General features: G+C 51.8%; 17 protein-coding genes. 9 read left to right on the top strand and 8 right to left on the bottom strand.

What is annotated here, in order from left to right; all coding sequences use genetic code 11:
- Window positions 1-14 precede the first annotated feature (14 nt).
- The 6 genes from rpsR (at window position 15) to AAF564_04525 (ending at window position 6,465) form a co-directional block, all read left to right on the top strand.
- Entirely contained in the window at window positions 15-194 is a 180-nt protein-coding gene (gene rpsR / locus AAF564_04550; GenBank protein MEM8484792.1) for a 30S ribosomal protein S18, read from the top strand.
- A gap of 1 nt (window position 195) precedes the next feature.
- Window positions 196-660, top strand: coding sequence for a 50S ribosomal protein L9 (rplI, locus tag AAF564_04545; GenBank protein MEM8484791.1), 465 nt, complete (start codon window positions 196-198; stop codon window positions 658-660).
- Window positions 661-811: 151 nt separating this feature from the next.
- Window positions 812-2,821 carry a cytochrome c biogenesis protein CcdA gene (locus AAF564_04540; GenBank protein ID MEM8484790.1) on the top strand — a complete coding sequence of 670 codons (2,010 nt, stop codon included), beginning with the start codon at window positions 812-814 and terminating at the stop codon, window positions 2,819-2,821.
- Between the two features lie 112 nt (window positions 2,822-2,933).
- Entirely contained in the window at window positions 2,934-3,905 is a 972-nt protein-coding gene (locus tag AAF564_04535) for an ROK family protein (GenBank protein MEM8484789.1), read from the top strand.
- A gap of 128 nt (window positions 3,906-4,033) precedes the next feature.
- Window positions 4,034-5,266, top strand: a complete 1,233-nt coding sequence (locus AAF564_04530; protein ID MEM8484788.1) for a M20/M25/M40 family metallo-hydrolase — start codon at window positions 4,034-4,036, stop codon at window positions 5,264-5,266.
- Window positions 5,267-5,277: 11 nt separating this feature from the next.
- Window positions 5,278-6,465 (top strand): lactonase family protein, encoded by a 1,188-nt coding sequence (locus AAF564_04525; protein MEM8484787.1) that lies wholly within the window; start codon window positions 5,278-5,280, stop codon window positions 6,463-6,465.
- Here AAF564_04525 and AAF564_04520 read toward each other — a convergent pair.
- From AAF564_04520 to AAF564_04510, 3 genes are all read right to left on the bottom strand, one after another.
- A complete protein-coding gene (locus AAF564_04520; protein ID MEM8484786.1) occupies window positions 6,420-7,025 on the bottom strand; it encodes a molybdenum cofactor guanylyltransferase in 606 nt (201 codons plus the stop codon). The two genes, AAF564_04525 and AAF564_04520, sit on opposite strands and share 46 nt — an antisense overlap.
- Window positions 7,026-7,031: 6 nt before the next feature.
- On the bottom strand, window positions 7,032-9,332 hold the full coding sequence (locus AAF564_04515) for an FdhF/YdeP family oxidoreductase (protein ID MEM8484785.1): 2,301 nt from the start codon (window positions 9,330-9,332) through the stop codon (window positions 7,032-7,034).
- 180 nt (window positions 9,333-9,512) lie between these two features.
- Window positions 9,513-10,169, bottom strand: coding sequence for a hypothetical protein (locus AAF564_04510; GenBank protein MEM8484784.1), 657 nt, complete (start codon window positions 10,167-10,169; stop codon window positions 9,513-9,515).
- 248 nt (window positions 10,170-10,417) lie between these two features.
- On the opposite strand from AAF564_04510, the gene AAF564_04505 reads away from it, so the two are divergent.
- Entirely contained in the window at window positions 10,418-10,972 is a 555-nt protein-coding gene (locus AAF564_04505; protein ID MEM8484783.1) for an ECF-type sigma factor, read from the top strand.
- A 108-nt stretch (window positions 10,973-11,080) separates the two neighbouring features.
- Here the strand turns inward: AAF564_04505 and AAF564_04500 are convergent, their stop codons facing one another.
- From AAF564_04500 to AAF564_04490, 3 genes are all read right to left on the bottom strand, one after another.
- On the bottom strand, window positions 11,081-11,497 hold the full coding sequence (locus AAF564_04500) for a hypothetical protein (protein MEM8484782.1): 417 nt from the start codon (window positions 11,495-11,497) through the stop codon (window positions 11,081-11,083).
- A 363-nt stretch (window positions 11,498-11,860) separates the two neighbouring features.
- A complete protein-coding gene (locus tag AAF564_04495) occupies window positions 11,861-13,651 on the bottom strand; it encodes a M56 family metallopeptidase (protein ID MEM8484781.1) in 1,791 nt (596 codons plus the stop codon).
- A 103-nt stretch (window positions 13,652-13,754) separates the two neighbouring features.
- Window positions 13,755-14,141, bottom strand: a complete 387-nt coding sequence (locus tag AAF564_04490) for a BlaI/MecI/CopY family transcriptional regulator (protein ID MEM8484780.1) — start codon at window positions 14,139-14,141, stop codon at window positions 13,755-13,757.
- 237 nt (window positions 14,142-14,378) lie between these two features.
- Between AAF564_04490 and AAF564_04485 the strand changes: the two genes are divergently transcribed.
- Window positions 14,379-14,831 (top strand): methylglyoxal synthase, encoded by a 453-nt coding sequence (locus AAF564_04485; GenBank protein ID MEM8484779.1) that lies wholly within the window; start codon window positions 14,379-14,381, stop codon window positions 14,829-14,831.
- Window positions 14,832-14,868: 37 nt separating this feature from the next.
- Here AAF564_04485 and AAF564_04480 read toward each other — a convergent pair whose 3' ends face one another.
- Window positions 14,869-17,214, bottom strand: a complete 2,346-nt coding sequence (locus AAF564_04480) for a Tex family protein (protein ID MEM8484778.1) — start codon at window positions 17,212-17,214, stop codon at window positions 14,869-14,871.
- Between AAF564_04480 and AAF564_04475 the strand changes: the two genes are divergently transcribed.
- Window positions 17,196-17,405 (top strand): hypothetical protein, encoded by a 210-nt coding sequence (locus tag AAF564_04475; GenBank protein ID MEM8484777.1) that lies wholly within the window; start codon window positions 17,196-17,198, stop codon window positions 17,403-17,405. The genes AAF564_04480 and AAF564_04475 overlap by 19 nt on opposite strands.
- Here the strand turns inward: AAF564_04475 and AAF564_04470 are convergent.
- Window positions 17,402-18,745 carry a cytochrome P450 gene (locus tag AAF564_04470; GenBank protein MEM8484776.1) on the bottom strand — a complete coding sequence of 448 codons (1,344 nt, stop codon included), beginning with the start codon at window positions 18,743-18,745 and terminating at the stop codon, window positions 17,402-17,404. The genes AAF564_04475 and AAF564_04470 overlap by 4 nt on opposite strands.
- Between the last annotated feature and the right edge of the window lie 97 nt (window positions 18,746-18,842).

Below are 18,842 nucleotides of genomic sequence, written 5' to 3'. Positions count from 1 at the left end.
CAGCGCTCAGCGACATGGAGTACATCGATTATAAGGACACGGACTTGCTGCTCCGTTTTGTAAACGAGCAGGGCAAAATTCTGCCTCGCCGTATTACAGGCGTTACCGCCAAACAGCAACGGCAGCTGACCCGTGCAATCAAACGAGCGCGCCACCTTGCGCTTATTCCTTTCGTTTCTGATACGGTACGATAATATGAAAGTCATACTTAAAAAAGACATCCCCAAGCTGGGTGATGAGGGACAAATCGTCACCGTAAAAAACGGATTTGGACGTAATTACCTGATCCCCCAGGGACTTGCCAAGCTTGCTACAGAAGGCGCAATCAGAGAGCACGAAGAGATGATGCGCCAGGCTTCCCGCCGGATTACCCAGCGTAGGGAAGAGAATGAAAAGCTCGCAGCAGCACTGGAAAAAGTCGAAGTTGTAGTAGAAGTCAAAGTTGGTGAAGAAAATCGCATCTTTGGCACCGTAACCCCAACGCAGGTTGCCGTGCAGCTTGCCAAGCAGGGATACGAAATCGACCGCCGGCGCATCGACATGGACGAAGAGATCAAGGTACTTGGTGTATACACTGCCAGTATCAAGCTCACTTCTGATATCGCAACAAGCGTTAAAGTGCGTGTTGAGCCCATTCAGGAGCCGGCAGAAGAGGCGTAAGTACGCGCCTTCAGGCTTGCAACATTCAGAAAAGGTGTTCGTTACCGATACGGTTTCGAGCACCTTTTTTTGTATTCTGTATGTACGGTTGTCCACGTTAAACACTGTTGCGGGTGTTGGTGGATTCTTGGTATTCAAACGCTCACGGTTAATGTATCTGCGTACCCTACTTTTCCTCCTCGTTTCCAGTTGGCTCGCCGGCACTGCTGGAGCCCAGCAAATTGGCCCACCCGCTGATTATGTGAATTGGCGTGCCAGCTTGTCGGAGGATGTTTTGCAGCCCGGTGATGAAATTGACCTCAAAGTTGAGGCAACGATTGCAGAAGGCTGGAAAATGTACGCCATGGATTCTCCGAAGCCCATCCGTGGCATGACGTTCAACCTCGAGGCCCTGCCCGCCGGATTTGTGCAGCAAGGTGAAGTGATTCAGTCGACACCCAGGCAAGCATTCGACAAAAACTTCAAAATGGATGTTGAGTACTTCCTTGACAACGTCTTGCTTGATGTGCGCTACGATATAAACGAAGACGTAGTTAATGGCAAAAATGCACTGGCCGGCTTTGTAGGGTTTCAGATCTGTAGCGATGAACTGGGTATCTGTTTACCGCCCGCTAAAGGCGAGTTTAGCGTAGGATACGAAGTCCGAAACGGCGTTGGTGCTCCCGTTTCTGGCGCCCTAGCGGAAATAGCTTCACCCGAAGTAGCACCCATCGAAATTGCGCCTGGGGGCATAGCGCCAACCGAATCTGCACCAACGGCGACCGCGCCCGAAAACAGTGTCGCATCGGTAGGCTCTCTGGGGTCCCGCGCCGGCGGCTTCTGGGGCTTTTTGTTGCTTGCCATTGGCGCCGGCCTTGGTGCGTTGCTGATGCCGTGCACCTTCCCGATGATTCCGCTCACGGTCTCCTACTTTACCAAGCACAGCAGCGATCGTGGTGAAGCCTTTCGGATGGCCAGCGTGTATGGCCTATCGATTATTGTGATTTTTACGGGCCTTGGCGTTTTGATGTCTTTCCTGATTGGCGCCTCGGGTGCACAAGTCATTGCTGCAAATCCCTGGGTGAATCTGCTGATCGGGTTGGTGTTTATTGTATTTGCACTGTCCTTACTTGGATTGTTTGAGCTACGCTTGCCTAACGGCTTATTGAACTACTTTAACCGGCAGAGCAACGAGCAAAAAGGGTATGCTGGCGTGTTGTTCATGGGGGCAACGCTTACGCTCGTTTCTTTCTCGTGTACGGCACCTTTTGTCGGCACATTGCTGGCCGCAACAGCCGGCGGAGAGTGGATATATCCTGTTATTGGGATGTTGATTTTTAGCGCCACATTCGCGCTGCCTTTTGTGCTATTTGCCATGTTTCCTTCTGGGCTCTCCCGGCTGCCGGCTTCGGGCAACTGGATGAATACCCTGAAAGTTGTCTTCGGCTTTATTGAGCTGGCTGCTGCCATCAAGTTTCTGTCAAACGCCGACCTGGTATGGGGATGGAATTTGATTTCTCGTCCGCTTGCCATTGCCGTGATTGTAGTCATCTTCTTCCTCACAGGGATTTATTTAATCGGCAAACTACGGCTCAAGCACGAACCTGCAGACCAGGAAATTGGGACGCTCCGGCTGATCACGGCTATCGGATTTTTTGGTCTTTCATTGTACATGCTACCCGGATTGCTCGGTGCACCCCTAAATAACCTGGATGCCTTTTTGCCACCTCGACAGGGTACCGACATTAGTTTGCTGGCTGCCTTGCCGCGCACCGCAGGCGAAAGTATAGGTGACGAAAACTGGTATGAAGACATTGACGCTGCTTTTGCTGCTGCTGCAACAGCCGGCAAGCCTGTGTTTATCGATTTTACCGGTTATACCTGCACCAATTGCCGGCAAATGGAGTCCACTGTGTTTTTGCACCAGTCGATCACCGAGCGCTTTGAAAACGACTTTGTGTTGCTGCGGCTCTACACCGATGATATCGATGAAGGCCCAACGCTTCAGCGCTATCAATTGAACCTTACAGGCACAGTTGCGCTCCCCACCTATGCCGTTGTGCATCCTGCAACGCAGATCTTGCTGGCGCGCATGAGTGGCACTGCTTCTGTTGATGAGTTTCGGGATTTTCTGGATGGCGGCACTGCGTCATTCTCGAAAAACCTCGCCTTGTCCAACTAGGCGCCGCATCCCACACTTTACGTGAGCTACTAGGGATCTGCGAACTACCCCAAAGTCTTCATTTTAAAGTTGCGGATCACCTCAAAATCATATAACTAACCTGAAGCTGGCTGTGCTGCGGGCATTAACCCAGACGATTCTCGGATTTGATATAGGCGGTACCAAAACTGCCATTGTAGAAGGCACAGTGGAAGGTGAAATTCTACAACGCGTTGAAATGCCCACCAACGCAGAGACGCCGTTCGGCAATACTTTTCCGACCATGTTGGATATAGCCAGAGAAATACGGTCGCATGCGCGGTCTGCCGGCCGCAAGATGCAGGCCATTGGGGTGTCGATTGGAGGACCGTTGCGCGTTGAAGCCGGCGAACTGGTGAACCCCCCGCATTTGCCCGGGTGGCATGGTGTATCCCTCAAACAGCACCTAATGGATGCCTTTCCGCTCTTGCCCGTGTACATCGAGCACGATGGCAATGCCGGCGCACTTGCTGCGTACCACTTTGGGATTGGGCGTCAACAGCCTGAAATTAGAGACCTGGTGTTTTTGACATTTGGCACCGGGATTGGCGCCGGCGTGATCATCAACGGACAGGTGTTGTATGGCCGGAGTGAGACGGCCGGCGAAATAGGGCATTGGCGATTGGCAGAACGTGGCCCAACCGGGTTTGGTAAAACAGGCTCCTGGGAAGGTTTTGCTTCCGGCGCCGGACTGGTAGCGCTTGCCCATCTCCACAATCCAACGCGATGGCAGGCAAATACCACAATTCGCGAACTGGTTGATGCGATGTTGGCCGACGATCCGGAAGCGTTGCAGGTTGCAACAGAAGCCGGCAAGTGGATGGGACGCGGCCTTGCCCTGTTAGTAGACTTACTCAATCCGCAGGCCATTGTGTTGGGGACGCTGGCTGTTGTGCTTGGTGATCGAATTTTAGGGCCGGCTCGTGCAGAACTTGCCCGTGAAGCCCTCGCGCCGGCCGTTGCTGTTTGTCAGGTGCAAGCCACAACACACGGGAAAGCGATCGGTGATGTTGCTGCCCTTATGCCGGCGCTTGTCGGAGAGCAGGTAGCTTCATTGAGGAAATAAAACTGCGCAGAAAGTAAATAGCGTTATAATAAACAGCTGCAAAAAAATAGGCGTGCGTGTTTACGGAAACTCGTACGTCAAAGCGTCTTTTAAAAAAGAGCATTAACCTTTTGGATTGTATACATCTTATGACTCTATATAGAAGCTTTTCCCGAATTGCTGTCTGTGTTGTGCTGGGCACTATGCTATCCCTGCCAGCGCTTGCGCAAGAAACACGGTTATCCATCGAAGTGGATGTGGTATATCTCGCTTCTGATTATCTCGAAGGCCGTGAAACAGGCACAGATGGAGAAGCGCGTGCCGCTGCCTATATCGCAAATCGGTTTGAAACACTCGGCCTGGAGCCTTATAACGGATCCTGGTATCACAAATTTGATTTTACCTACAGCAGCAATCCGCATGCAGCACCCGGTTCAGGCGAAGCGCGTGTAGGAGTAAATGTCGCCGGCTATATCGACAACAATGCGGACCATACCGTCATTGTTGGTGCGCATTACGACCACCTTGGGCATGGCGCTTTTGGTTCGCGTCAGCCCAATGAGCCTGCCATTCATAACGGGGCAGATGATAACGCAAGCGGAGTTGCCGGTGTTATCGAAATTGCACGCCAACTCAAAGCTGCAAATGCAACAGGCAACAACTACCTCTTTGTTGGCTTTTCTGGTGAAGAACTTGGTTTGTATGGCTCAAAAGCTTTTGTAAAACAGGATATCCCGGATCTCGACAAGGTCAACTATATGATCAACCTCGATATGGTGGGCCGACTCAATGAAAACAACGTGCTGGCCATCAACGGAACCGGTACGTCACCAGTATGGGATGAGGTGCTTGAACGTACGAAGCCGGCCGGCTTTGATCTCAAAAAACATGAATCAGGTGTAGGCGCATCTGATCATACCTCATTCTACCTTGAAGACATTCCTGCGCTACACTTCTTTACAGGACAGCATCCCGACTACCACAAGGCATCAGATGATAGCCCGTTGGTCAATTTTGCCGGTATTGAGCAGATTGCTTCTTATGTTGTTGACGTCATCGAAGCGCTTGATAGCCCTGAAGCGATCGCGTTTACCAAAACGAAAGACGAGCAGACCATGCGCAGTACCTTCAAGGTAAGCATGGGCATTATGCCGGATTATGTAGCGGACGGTGTGGGCCTACGTATCGATGCCGTAATGGACGATCGTCCTGCAGCAAAAGCGGGCCTCGAACGGGGAGACATTGTCGTTAAACTGGATGAGTTCGAGATCAATAACATCAACGATTATATGATGGCATTGGGCAAGCTTGAAAAAGGCCAGAAAACTACGGTTGTAGTGAAGCGGGGCGACAAGCGTGTTGAAAAAGATATCCAATTTTAATTCAGCTTCAGATGCCCTCTAAAATCAAAAGCAATCCGTCTCGCCGGCAATTTATACAGCAAGTTGCTGCGGGTACCCTGGGTGTAATGGGCAGCAGCCTGACTGCGGGTTGCACCAATCCATCCGCGATGACTGGTTTGATCACACTATATGTTGGTACCTATACGGCCGGCGACAGCAGGGGCATCTACAGATTGCGCATGGATCCTGACACCGGGTTGCTCGATGAGCCGCAACTTGTGGCTGTAGCCGAAAATCCTTCGTTCCTCGCTTTGCATCCATCAGGTCAATGGCTTTATGCTGTTAATGAGTTGATGGAATACGAAGGAGAAGTGAGTGGGTCCGTTACTGCTTATGCCATTGCGCCAGACTCCGGTGAGTTGCTGCAACTCAACCAGCTTTCTTCGCAAGGCGGCGCGCCCTGTTATGTCAGCGTAGATGCAACCGGACAATGGGTACTCGTTGCCAATTACATGGGAGGCAATGTTGCGGTATACCCCGTGGAAGAAGGCGGGATGTTGGGTAACATGGCGGCCCTGGCGTCACATTCGGGGTCTAGTGTGAATGAAAAGCGCCAGGAGGGACCCCATGCGCACGCCGTGGTGCTCGACCCTGGAAATCAGCGCGCCGTAGTTGCTGATCTTGGCATTGATCAGCTGGTTACTTACAACCTGGACGCCAACACAGGTGCCTTAACGCCAACAAAGATGCCCTTTTTTATTAATGCCGGCGCCGGCCCTCGCCATGTGGCTTTTCACCCGGATGGAAAACATGCGTTTGTAATCAACGAACTGGATTCGACGATGTTGGCGTTGCAGTATATGCCGGACACAGGCGGATTTGAGCTGCTAGATACAATTTCTACGCTGCCTGATACCTTCGCCGGCACCAGTTACTGCGCAGATATCCATGTTTCACCCGATGGCCGTTTTGTATACGGCTCCAACCGGGGGCACGACAGCATTGCCATTGCCAGCTTCGACGCAGTAGCGGGGAATCTGGAAGTTGTTGGGCACGAATCGACAAAAGGCAAAACACCGAGAAACTTCACGCTTGATCCTACCGGTAATTTTCTTTTGGTGGCCAACCAGAACAGCAACACCATTTTTGTCTTCAAGCGAAATGCTGAAACCGGACTGCTAGCGTCTACAGGTCAACGTGTAGAGGTGCCATCACCCGTTTGCTTGAAATTTGCCTGATGTTTGGGTAGATCAGCTGGGCGGTTGATATTCTGCAATACAGCAGCCGGCAGTTGTACGGTGTTGATGTTTTGTGTCTTGATAAAACTAAAAACGGCACGCTCACCCTGTTTGAGGAATGCTTCTAAAGCCGGGGTGATTCGGGAATGGTAACAGCCGAATAGCGGTTGTGCTTTCTTGCCATCTGTTGCAATTACACCATCCACGGTATTTTCACAGGCCTCCAGCATCAGATGAACAGCCTGGGTCGTGATAAAAGGTAAATCAACTGCAGCTACGAATAGCCAGGGTGCGGTTGTGCGGATGAATCCGGAATACAAGCCGCTGAGAGGGCCTGTATTCGGATAAACGTCAGGGATGTGGGGTGCCGGCACATCAAAAGAAATTGACGGATCAGCAGTGCTGATTGCAACGTCCTTAAAGCACGCATCGAGCACATCAAACACGCGATTTACCATGGGTTTGCCATGTACCCGTGCGTGGGCTTTGTTGCTCCCGAATCGCCGGCTCTGCCCGCCGGCTAGAATCAAAGCGCTTGCTTGCGCAGCGTTGATGCCCATGTGTTTTTAGGAAGTAGCAGCTACGATCGTGATGACAACCGACTTGGATGCTGGTGTATTGCTTCTGGCTGCGGTCAGTTCAGCAGGCACCAATACATTGGCTTCGGGGAAATACGTGGCAACACACCGTCTGGGTATTGAAAAAGGCACAACAAAAAATCGTTTGGCGCGCCGCGTTTTGCCGGCGTACGTACTGATCAGATCTACGGCATCTTTACTTTTGAATCTGGCGGCCTGCATATCTTTGGGATGCATCAACACCACCCGCCGACCGCCGCGTATACCGCGGTAGCGATCGTCAAGCCCGTAAATGGTTGTGTTAAATTGATCGTGGCTGCGTATGGTCATCATCATGTATTCATCAGCCGCCATGTTGTGTTCGGGTAACGGATGTACGGTAAAGTGGGCTTTGCCGTCCGGTGTGGTGAAATTGCCTTCACGGGGGCCATTGGGCAGGTAAAATCCATCTTCACGCACGCGTGTATTGTAATTAGAGAAGCCCGGAATGGTGGCAGCTATGGCCGTGCGGATGGCATCGTAATTGTTTTTCATGGCACCCCAGTCGAGACTGGATTGATCGCCCAACGTTGCCATGGCGAGGTCACACACAATGGCCGGCTCGCTTCTAAGCTGTTGCGAAGCCGGCGCAAGCTGTCCTTCAGATTTGTGCACAAACCCCATGGAATTCTCAACAGTCACAAACTGCGTTTTACCCGTTTGTACATCGCGTTCTGTTCGGCCGAGACAGGGGAGAATAAGCGCTGTTTCGCCGGTAATCAGGTGAGATCGATTAAGTTTGGTGGATACCTGGACAGTGAGCTTGCAGCGTGACAATGCCGCTGCAGTATAGTGGGTGTCCGGGGTGGCTGAAAGGAAGTTGCCACCCAGTGCAAAGAATACACGGGCTTTACCGCTGTGCATGGCATGAATTGCTTCAACCGTATCGTATCCGTGATTTCTGGGTGGGTCAAATTCAAAATTGGCGCCCAGCGATTTTAAGAACGCCGGCTTGGGCCTGGCCGTGATGCCCACCGTTCTGTCTCCTTGTACATTGCTGTGCCCGCGAACCGGACAAGCCCCGGCACCGGGTTTGCCTATGCTGCCGCGCATCAGTAGCAGGTTGACGCAAGACTGCACATTGGCAACTGCATTTTTGTGTTGCGTTAATCCCATCGCCCAGCAGACAATAATTTTGTCAGACGCCATCAGCAATTGAGCAGCTTCTTCCATCGCCGCTTTGGAAATGCCACTGTTGGTAACAAGGGCGCCCCAATCAGCCGCGCGCAAGTCGTCGAGAAAAGGTACGCTGCCGGCCGTTTTTGCTGCGATGAAATCTGCTGCAAGTGCACTGCCTGGCTGCCCGTCTTCTGCTTCAACCAGGGCTTTCATCATCCCTTTCAGTAAAGCCACATCGCCATTGATGCGCACTTGCAAAAACATATCGGCGAGCGTAGTGCCGCGTCCCACCCAGTTGAGTACTTCTTGCGGATGTTTGAACCGTTTGAGTCCGGTTTCTGGCAACGGATTGATGTGCAGGATTTTGCATCCGTTGCGTTTGGCCTTTTGGAGTGCAGACAGCATGCGCGGATGGTTGGTGCCCGGGTTCTGGCCGATCACGACAACAGTGTCAGCAATGTAGAAATCTTCGAGTTTTACGGTGCCTTTGCCGATGCCTATGACTTCCGAAAGGCCTGTGCCGCTGGACTCATGGCACATGTTGGAGCAGTCGGGGAAGTTGTTGGTGCCGAATAGCCGGCCAAATAGCTGGAACAGAAAAGCGGCTTCGTTGCTCGTCCGGCCAGAGGTGTAAAAAATGGCTTCGTCGGGTGTTGCCAGCTCGTTCAGGGTATTGCCAATCAGGGCAAGTGCTTCGTCCCATTGAATGGGGCTGTAATGTGATGCACCGGGCTGTCGGATCATGGGATGCGTGAGCCGGCCCTGTTTGCCCAGCCACATATCAGACTGTTCGGACAGCTCCTGCAGGCTGTGTTTTGCAAAGAAATCTGGAGTCACCCGTTTAAGCGTGGCTTCTTCAGCGACGGCTTTAGCGCCATTTTCGCAGTACTCACCCAGCGCAGATCGCTCTGCAGCGGCCGGGTCAGGCCAGGCGCATCCCGGGCAATCAAAGCCCGTGGTCTGGTTGGCCTGCTGTAGAATTTTCAGTCCGCGAAACACACCCAGTTCGTCTTTCGCGTGTTTGAGTGTTGATTTGATTGCCGTAAGACCAGCGGCACCCCCGGGAGGCTTTTTGTGGGTGAAGTTCGGCGCTTCCTCAGGTGGTTCGGGGTTCGGAGACGTATTGTCCATGGCGTTATCCGCGGGCCGGGTTGAAAGGATTCCTAGAATTTAGAAATGTTTGGGGGAGTTACAAGTGCAGGCAGATCAAAGCGGGTGAAAAATGGGTCGGTATAAAGTCTGTGCTATAAAAAATGGCCTGCCAGCGGAAGCCGGCAGACCATTGGATGAGACAAAGGTGTCGTTGCATGTTTAACGGCCTGTTGCTTCGTGGATGGCAAACTGCACGTTTACACATTCTCCTTCGTTGCCCTGGCCTTCAAGGCAACCGCCGTTGAATGTAGTGGTCTGTTCTTTGATTAGGCCAGGGATTGCCGGACCGTGGCTGCGGATGACATAGTGGATTTCTGCAGTTGCCGGGTTGTCCAGACCATTGCCAAATACAGCGCCAGTGACATCATTTTGCTCCAGCATACCGCGGTAGCGTGCGTTGCCGTCAGCTCCCACAACGCTGCCGTCAGCTGCGCCGATGATAGACAGGTCGGCAAGGTTTGGGCCGCCGGCCATTGCTGCTGCGACATCGTCAGAACTGCAGTCGTAGTCGGTACATGCTGTTGGCTCGTCAAATACTACCCACCATACCGTGTACGCATAGCCAGGCTTGAGTTCACTTGTCTCGATATCGAGTACCACTGCTTCTGCGCCGCGACGCAGGGCAGAGGTACCAATCTCCAGGGAGTCACCAAACTTGTACATGGCAGCTGTTGAGAGCCGTGGGTTGTTGCGCTCTGCAGGTGCTTCAAGCTCTGGCGCGCTGTCATCCAGGTTAACAGAATCACAGCCTGTTGTGATCAATGCAGCAAATACAAATACCAGGGCGAGTAAAGAAGAGAAAGATTGGGTTTTCATTTTTATACCTTCTAAGTCTTTGTTTTTGTTTGATATAGTCGAGCAGTGTTTTGCGTTTTTGCATCAAGCTGCTCTGAAAACCCAAGACGCGAAAGGCAGTGCATCTCCCAAAGGTAAATTGATAAAGTTGTGCTTTTACTCCCTGCGTACCATCTGCATGGGGCCGGCGTATTAGAAAGGCTGTGATGCAGCGATGTTTTTTCTATTTTAGAGCATCGTATAGCCCGACCAAGCGCACCTGTAATCCCATGGAAGAAGCAGATATCACCAAACTCCTGCAAGATGTTGAAGCCAAGCAGAAAGATGCTTTTGAGCGATTGTTGAACGTGGTGTATCCTGCATTGCGTGATATCGCACGGGCGCGATTGAGGGATCAGCCGGCAAACATCACACTGCAATCGACCGATCTGGTACATGAGGCCTACCTCAAGCTTGTCCGGTACCAGGATGTAAAATGGAAGGGGCGCACCCATTTCTATGGCGCAGCAGCCCAGACCATGCGGCGTATCCTTGTGGATCACGCGCGGAGCAAATCGGCCAACAAACGCAGTGGTGAAGTGGTAAGCTTAACGATGGCGGGCGCCAGCGCCTCTGTTTCAGTCGATGAACTGCTTGAGATAGACGACGCGCTCAAACGACTCGAAGAAATTCGACCACGCTGGGTACGGGTGGTCGAGTGCCGCTACTTTTCCGGATTGAACATCGAAGAAACCGCCGAATTTCTCGATATCTCGCATGGCACGGTGTCAAACGACTGGCGTATGGCCCGGGCTTGGCTAAAGCGTGAGTTAGGTGACGAGTGAGGGGAGGCTGTGTGTCGTGTATTGCTGCATCAGTTCAGGGAGGCCTGTAAAGTGCGGTCATGCAGCCGCCACATTTTGCGCAAGCAGTTCGCGTTGAGATGCGGCATCCTACCTATCGCTATTGGAACGCGCTATCAATGCCAACACAGCTGCCACACCCGTGGACACAGCCGGCACGGGGAAGAAGTACATGATACTCAATACCGCAAATCCAATAAGACCAAGCGCAGCCAACAAGATGGTCCGGTCTGTAGCAGCGTCTTTGGGACTGCCTGAAGCCGCAAAAAGCAGCAGGCTGCATAAGAGCAGGAGTAACGCTGTACTCAGGTTGTTGCCATCCAGAATCTGCTTGTAGCTCTTGGCACTGCCAACAGGCATGGGCACCATGGTTTCCTCCATCACCTCAACCGCCTCCAGTACAGCCGTTTGCTCAGGCGGGATTTCCATAAACGTACCGGCCAAATGGGCAAGGCAAGTAAGAAGTGCAAGGCCGGCAGCGATGCGGAGGAGGAGTCTGCGTCTCATGGTGTAGCTATAGTTTTGAATTTGCGTTACAGTATACAGCTACTGCCACATAAAAAACACGACCGCCCCAGGGATGGGGCACCTTGCACGCCCTTCATCTTCCACGTCATACTGGGCTAGATCTGGTATATAGAGAACGATAGGGTGAAATGAGACCCCTTTCAATTTGTCTGAGTCCTGAATCAGGTTCAGGGAGACGTTCTGCAGAAATGGGGCACTTGCGCGTCCATCACCCTCCACGTCATGCCGGACTTGATCTGGTATCCAGAGAACGGTTGGGCGAAATGAGCCTTATAAAGATGCTTGAATCCTGATAGGAGTTGCCCCCTTGTGTTAAACAAGGCTAACAAAGAATAACTGGGTTTATTCAAATTGAATACTTGCCAGCATCTCCGCAATCGCTGGTTCTTTAAGCACGCTCTTCTTCGTAATCAGATGCGCCTTATCAGGATCGGTTGCATAGGCAAAAAAGCGGATTAAGTAGGCGCGGTTTTCGCGAACGATGTAGAAGTGGTAGCTGAGCCTGGGAGTTGTCAATTGTTCTCCATGGCTATCATAGCTATAGTGAAATTCGGATTCATAGAGATAACCTGAATCTGCACCAAAAGGAAGTTCTGCTTCGGTTAAGCGCTTTATCAAGCGATAGGAGTCAAAGTTTCTGGTGCATGGTTGCGGAACTGGCAAATCTGAATACATACACTTGCCTTCCTTCCATAATGCCAGCGCAGTGGGTTTTCTTTTTCCGCGTAGTTCTATGAAGAGCTCGTATTTGTAGAACTCCGTTTTTCTTCCGTACGAAATATCGTAGATGTCATCTGCTGTCAGGATATCTGTAAATTGATAATAGTTTATGCCAAATGTGAGTTCATCCGCGATTTTTGGTTTGGGTACCTGACGCAAATAAACATCGCGGATATTTTCTGGCCATTCATTTAATCTCCGTTCCCAACTGATTCCTGCTACAAAGCGAGTTGTGTCTACTAACCTCCAACCATTGGCAACCTCCATCGTCAAACCCAGCTCTTCCAATGCACCTGTGCTAGGGTGAGATAAAGTCAAACCCGTGGTTACGGGCTGTTCACTGCAAGACATGAGACCGACAGGCAGTGCGGTGCCCAGGCAGACCAGCGCAATCTTCACCCATTTGCGCTCGTAGACAAGCGGTGAATCCGGGTAATCGGCCATGTATTGCACGCGCTGCTTTAAATTAGATGTGGAATGACGCATACTGACCACATACCGGAGGCGGTTATGCTGATTGAATCTAAGCAGGAGTCTCGCGTAGTCAGCTGGGGAAGTGTTGGTCTGTTGTAGCAGCGCTTTATCACACGACAATTCGCGGTAGGTTGCGATGTGCCGGCTCAGCAGCCACACCATCGGGTGGAAAATGAAACAGGCGGCTAGGAAATGTGCGACAAGGCCGGCACCGTAGTCATTGCGCTTCACGTGAATCAGTTCATGATACAACGCGGTGTGCAGTGCGTCCTTTTCTTCGAGGATATTTGCCGGCACAACAATCGACGGGCGGACCACTCCATACGTAAAAGGGGCAATATGCTCAGGTGCACTTTTAAATCTGAGCGACCTGGATATCCGTAGTTGCTGTGCTGTGCGTTCGAGTTGGGCAACAGCATCAGGGTGGTTGATGTGCGCAAATCTGGTCATCAACGGGTTGAGTCTGACCCATTGAAACCCCATATTCAGCAACCCAAAAACACTTGCCAGTAACGCAAAAAGGGTAAAAGTGCCGGCAAACACTGGCCCATGTTCGGCAGCCTGCACGGGGGCAGTTGATGCGGCACCAGACGGATTGATTGTCGTACCAGCAGTAGCGCTGTTGCCTGTGGCTGATGCGCGTGTGTTTGTCGATGTAAAGCCTGCTGTGCTGTTATTTGTAGGGAAGGACACAAACTGCTGGACAGGTTGGACAAACGGTTGCAGTACCGTTGTGGTCCAGGGCATGGCCAGAAATCCCACTGGTAGCGCAATAAGTAACGCAAGGCATCCCAGGTAGTGTATGTGAGGGGCCGCTTTACCCAGGCAGCGAGTAAATACGAAAAGAGGGAGCGCTGCGAGGGTCCACAGTCCGATCGGGATCCAGATGTACGTAATACTTACTTCGCCGATCACGGATAGAAATGTATGCCAATCCATAAATCTGTTTAGGTTCTTCGGGATTTCGTTTCTCCGTTGCCGCTATCGTCGTTTAGATACCTGGGATTAAGAACATCAATCGGCATTGGCAAATCGACAATCCTCATTTGTTGTCCAGTTTTTCGATAAGCTGTTTGATTGCGTCAAGCTCGGCCGGGGAGAGGCTTTCGTGTTTGACCAGGGATTCGACGAGTTCGACTGGGGAGCCCAGAAACACTTTCTTCAAAATGCTCGAAAGCAAATTGTGTTTGACTTCCTGCGGCGGCCGTGCTGTACTGTACACGTACGCGTTGCCCTCCTGCTTGAATTGCAAATATCCTTTGTCTGCCAGCTTGCGCAGCGCGCTCATAACGGTTGTATACGCGATTTTGCGCGTGGGCAAAATACGATCGTGTATTTCCGAGACGGTTGCCGGCCCTGTTTCCCAGACCAGTTGCAGCAGTTCGAGTTCTGATTCTCCCAGCGGAGCCAATGAAGGCTTTTTTCTCATAAAAAAGCTGATGTGTCAGTGCTACTTTATGTAGCGTATTGTATGTGTAGTACGGTATGTGCAGTAGAATGTAAGATGAAAATCACCGCATTCCAAATTATTGCATAAAAAAACTGGTCATCTGACGGTGTTGTCTGGCTTTATTTTGCCAGGAAGCCGTTCAACAGATCTTGTTGAAACGTATACCGATATCACAAGTACGCGCCTTGCACAGCTTTCAAACCCGGAGAATCATCCATGTCCGTATTTTCAAGCCAGAAACGCATTGCACTTGTTGCCCATGACCACATGAAGCAGCAACTCCTCGATTGGGTAGACTACAACAGTGATGCGCTGAATCCACATGTGCTCTACGCAACGGGCACAACAGGTAAGTTGGTGGAGGAGCGCCTGCGAAAACCCGTTATCAAACTGAAAAGTGGACCGCTTGGAGGAGATCAGCAGCTGGGTGCAAAAATTGCAGAAGGGGAGATTGACGTGATGATCTTCTTCTGGGACCCCCTGCAACCGATGCCGCACGATCCTGACGTGAAGGCACTACTAAGGATTGCTGCCGTTTGGAATATTCCCATTGCCTGCAACCGCTCATCAGCAGATTTTCTAATCACCTCTCCGCTAATGGGGCGCTCCTACGAGCGCAAATTACCCGACTTCGACAACTACCTCAAGCGCCCCATACCCGCCGAATAGCAAGAACCTTTAACCTGCAACCTTAAACCCACCCGCGTTAGCGGGTGTTGAATTTCCGCATCAGGTCTTCGATTGTTGCTTCTTTCTTTTTGGGACGCTCTCTTCGCTGATTGCCTTTTGACCGATTGCCTTTTGACTGATTGCCTTTTGACTGATTGCCTTTGTTCTGGTTGCCCTTGTTGGGGCCGCCTTTCGGACGCTTGCTTTTGGGTTTACCGCCAGCCGGCTTGTCTTCCAGCCGCATCGACAACCCAATACGTTTTAGTTTCTCATTGATCTCAGTTACCCGCACTTTCACTACCTGGCCAACCTTAACCACTTCAGTCGGATCGCTCACAAACTTATCGGCCAACTGAGAGATGTGGACCAGTCCATCGCGGTGCACGCCAATATCAACAAAGGCCCCAAATTTGGTCACGTTGGTCACCACGCCTTCGAGAATCATCCCTGTTTTCAGGTCTTTCATCTCCATCACATCCTCCCGGAAGGAAGCATACTCAAAAGTAGAGCGGGGGTCGCGGCCCGGTTTTTTGAGTTCTTCCATGATGTCTTTCAAAGTTGGTAGCCCGATGTCGTCTGTGACATAGTTTGAAAGCTTGACCTCCTTGAGTTTTTCGGCTGACCCTGTGATGTCGCCGGCCGGCAGGCCGATGTCGCCGGCCATGCGCTCCACTACCGCGTAGCGTTCCGGGTGTACCGCTGTATTGTCTAGCGGGTTGGCACCATCTGTAATCCGAAGGAAGCCGGCAGCCTGTTCGTAAGCTTTGGGGCCGAATCGGGGGACGTTTAGCAATTCTGCGCGCTGTTTGTAGGGCCCGTTTTCATTTCGGAAATCCACTATGTTTTTCGCGAGGGTAGGCGAAATGCCAGAAGCAAACCGGAGCAGCTCTTTGGATGCCGTGTTCAGGTTCACGCCAACAAAGTTTACACAGCTTTCTACCGTTTCCTCAAGCTTCTCGCGGAGCAGGGTCTGGTCTACGTCGTGCTGGTATTGCCCAACGCCAATAGACTTGGGGTCAATTTTTACGAGCTCGGCCAAGGGATCTTGCAACCGCCGGCCAATACTGATGGCGCCGCGGACCGTGATATCGAGCTTGGGAAACTCTTCGATAGCTACTTCGCTTGCTGAGTACACGGAAGCCCCGGACTCGTTAACAAGCACTTTGATTGGTTTTTTGTCCAACTTGGCGAGGCAGTCGGATACAAACTTGTCGGTTTCTCTGCCGGCGGTACCATTGCCCACAGCCACCAATTCGACATCGTGTTTGGTGATAAGCTCAAGCAGGGTCTTCTCAGCAGCTGCGCGCTTGCCTGCGCCTGTATGAGGAAATATGGGCGTATAATCGATATACTTACCCGTTTTATCGAGCACAGCCACCTTGCAGCCTGTGCGAAAGCCGGGGTCAATGCCTAACGTGGGGCGGAGGCCGGCGGGGCTGGCGAGCAGCAACTCTCGCAGGTTGGCGGCAAAGGTTTTGATTGACTCGAGGTCGGCTTCTTCTTTTTTCTGGAGCCTGATTTCGCCAATGAGCGTGTTGCGCATGAGTCGGCGAAATCCATCTTCAATCAGCGTTTCGTAGAATGCACGGAGGGTTTCGTCATCGGTGCGGATTTCTTTGCCGCGCAAATAGTTGGCAACATAGCTTTCGTCGAATTCGAGATCAAAAAACAGAATGCCCTCTGATTCAGCGCGGCGCAACGCCAGCATGTTGTGCGCTGCAATTTTGTTTACGGGCACGCTGTAGTCACGGTAAAGCTCGTATTGCGTGGAGCCTTCCGCGTGCTCTTTCTTAATTTGAGAAGCAAACTTGCCCTGGGCAAAGAAGTAGTCGCGGATATACGTGCGGTGCTCTGCTTTTTCTGCAATTTCTTCAGCAATAATGTCTGCAGCACCCTGTAGCGCGTCGTCAGCTGATTCAATGCCTTTTTCTGCGTCTACATACGGCGCAGCGGCCGTTTCAAGGGATTGGCTGAGATGTCCGGGTTTGTTTTCGCCTTTGATCCATTCTGCCAGCGGCTCGAGCCCTTTTTCCCGTGCTGTTGTAGCACGCGTGCGGCGCTTGGGTTTGTAGGGCAGATAGAGGTCTTCGAGCTCAGCCTTTTGCGTTGTGGCTTCGATGGTAGCCTTGAGTTCATCGGTGAGCTTGCCCTGCTCTTCGATGGACTTCAGGATTGCCGTCTTGCGTTCAGTAAGCTCTGTAAGATACTTGTAGCGATCGTGCAGCCGGCGAAGCACAATTTCATCGAGTTCACCGGTACGCTCCTTTCGGTAGCGCGCCACGAAGGGAATGGTGCCACCTTCGTTGAACAGATCAAGTGTGTTTTTTACTTGCCAGGGTTGAATTGAGAGCTCTTTGCTCAGAAATGCCGGAATATCTACCATCGAAAAACGATCGTGTACTGATTGAGAAAGTTGCGGGTCGCTATGCCATCTGGGCAATTGCGCAAGCTGTAGCAGCAGCAACAATAAGTCGGCCCTGGTTAATGGCGGAAAAAGCCTACCATCTACCTGTGAAACTGTTTCGCCTGCTGGCAGCCCATGTACCGCTGGCGTACTTCCTTCCTGTTGGTTAGCGCTTGAGCACCCGCATTTTTACAGGCTTGGCGGGATGTAACGTCACTATGGGTCGGAGTTCTGGGTTAGGGTCGCTGCACAGCTCAAAACGCCACTTTTGGGCGATGGTAGCCAGCAGGATAATGCCCTCTGTCCATGCAAATTGCTCGCCAACACACCCGCGAACCCCGAGGCTGAAAGGCAAATAGGTGAACTTGTCTATGGATTTTTTCTTGTCTGGAGCAAACCTGTCGGGATCAAAGCGGAGCGGGTCGGGCCAGAAGCGGGCGTCGCGGTGGAGAATAAAAGGGCAAAAGTCGAGCGCCGCACCCTGTGGGATGAAGTAGGAGCCGAGGTGGAGGTCGCGTTTAGCTTCGCGGGTGACGGCCCAGGCAGGGGGATAGAGGCGAAGCGATTCGCTAAATACCTGTCTTGTATAAGGAAGCGCCGGCAAGTCGTCGAAGGTGGGTATGCGGCCGTTGAGGACGCGATCCAGTTCAGCGTGCAGTTTCTGCTCAGCCTTTGGATTTTGTGATAGCAGAAACCAGGTCCACATCATTGCAATGGCGGTGGTTTCGTGGCCGGCGGTAAAAAGCGTCATGGCTTCGTCCCGCACCTGTTCGTCGGACATGCCTTCGCCCGTCTCTTCATCCTGTGCAGCTAGCAGCATAGAGAGTAAGTCTGTATACCGCTCTGGCGCGCTTCTGTGTTCTTCAATCAGTCTGTAAATGGTGGCATCCATGCGGGCAACAATGCGCTCGATACGTTTTGTTGCTGGAAAAGGGAATTTGAGTATGATTTCTGCCAGCGGATTGGCGATGTTTTTGAACATTTCCTGGGCTTCAGACAAAACTTCGCCTATTTCTTCAGCCTCGCCGGATACGTCAGATCCAAAAAGGGTGCGGCCTACGACTTCCAGCGTGAGCGCCATCATTTCCTCGCCCATGTTGAGGACAGTGCCGGATTGCCAGTTTTGATTCATCCGCTCAGCGCATGTTGCCATGGCCTCAGCGTACGCTTTGATTTTGTGATGGTGAAAAGCCGGGAGCACAAGTTTTCTCTGCTGGCGATGGAAAGCGCCTTCGCTGTTGAGGAGCCCCTTGCCGAGCAGGTAACCAAGAAATTGGACGGGCCGGCCTTTTATAAATGCATCTTGTTGCGTGACCAGTATTTCTTTGATCAACACCGGGTCGTTGATCATGAAAAAACGGAAGTTCAGCAGGCGCAAAGTACTTACGTCTCCCATGCCGGCCATTTCCTCCAACACTGTTAGGGGATTGCGGCGAAAGCGAAGCAAAACCTCGCCCGGAAAACGCTGTTTAAGCTGTGGGATTTCTGATGGCTGATACGTGGTCTTCATGTGTAACAAGGAGGGCTAACATACATCTAACAAGGTGATGTACGGCGCCATCAACATGTTGTTTTATTGATGAACAAAGCCGGCGCATCAGACGTGC

This window comes from Bacteroidota bacterium (genome assembly GCA_039111535.1).
In the GTDB taxonomy this organism is placed as follows: domain Bacteria; phylum Bacteroidota; class Rhodothermia; order Rhodothermales; family JAHQVL01; genus JBCCIM01.
Note: the sequence above shows the minus strand (reverse complement) of the source record. Positions and strands in the feature narration are given on the sequence as shown.

Excerpts from the sequence above, each read along its gene's own strand:
- AAF564_04480 (MEM8484778.1), bottom strand. The coding sequence starts at position 17,214 with ATGGTAGATATTCCGGCATTTCTGAGCAAAGAGCTCTCAATTCAACCC.
- rpsR (MEM8484792.1), top strand. The coding sequence starts at position 15 with ATGGAGTACATCGATTATAAGGACACGGACTTGCTGCTCCGTTTTGTA.
- AAF564_04510 (MEM8484784.1), bottom strand. The coding sequence starts at position 10,169 with ATGAAAACCCAATCTTTCTCTTCTTTACTCGCCCTGGTATTTGTATTT.
- AAF564_04470 (MEM8484776.1), bottom strand. The coding sequence starts at position 18,745 with ATGAAGACCACGTATCAGCCATCAGAAATCCCACAGCTTAAACAGCGT.
- AAF564_04525 (MEM8484787.1), top strand. The coding sequence starts at position 5,278 with ATGCCCTCTAAAATCAAAAGCAATCCGTCTCGCCGGCAATTTATACAG.
- AAF564_04495 (MEM8484781.1), bottom strand. The coding sequence starts at position 13,651 with ATGGATTGGCATACATTTCTATCCGTGATCGGCGAAGTAAGTATTACG.
- AAF564_04500 (MEM8484782.1), bottom strand. The coding sequence starts at position 11,497 with ATGAGACGCAGACTCCTCCTCCGCATCGCTGCCGGCCTTGCACTTCTT.
- AAF564_04485 (MEM8484779.1), top strand. The coding sequence starts at position 14,379 with ATGTCCGTATTTTCAAGCCAGAAACGCATTGCACTTGTTGCCCATGAC.
- AAF564_04515 (MEM8484785.1), bottom strand. The coding sequence starts at position 9,332 with ATGGACAATACGTCTCCGAACCCCGAACCACCTGAGGAAGCGCCGAAC.
- rplI (MEM8484791.1), top strand. The coding sequence starts at position 196 with ATGAAAGTCATACTTAAAAAAGACATCCCCAAGCTGGGTGATGAGGGA.
- AAF564_04520 (MEM8484786.1), bottom strand. The coding sequence starts at position 7,025 with ATGGGCATCAACGCTGCGCAAGCAAGCGCTTTGATTCTAGCCGGCGGG.
- AAF564_04490 (MEM8484780.1), bottom strand. The coding sequence starts at position 14,141 with ATGAGAAAAAAGCCTTCATTGGCTCCGCTGGGAGAATCAGAACTCGAA.
- AAF564_04475 (MEM8484777.1), top strand. The coding sequence starts at position 17,196 with ATGCCGGAATATCTACCATCGAAAAACGATCGTGTACTGATTGAGAAA.
- AAF564_04530 (MEM8484788.1), top strand. The coding sequence starts at position 4,034 with ATGACTCTATATAGAAGCTTTTCCCGAATTGCTGTCTGTGTTGTGCTG.
- AAF564_04540 (MEM8484790.1), top strand. The coding sequence starts at position 812 with ATGTATCTGCGTACCCTACTTTTCCTCCTCGTTTCCAGTTGGCTCGCC.
- AAF564_04505 (MEM8484783.1), top strand. The coding sequence starts at position 10,418 with ATGGAAGAAGCAGATATCACCAAACTCCTGCAAGATGTTGAAGCCAAG.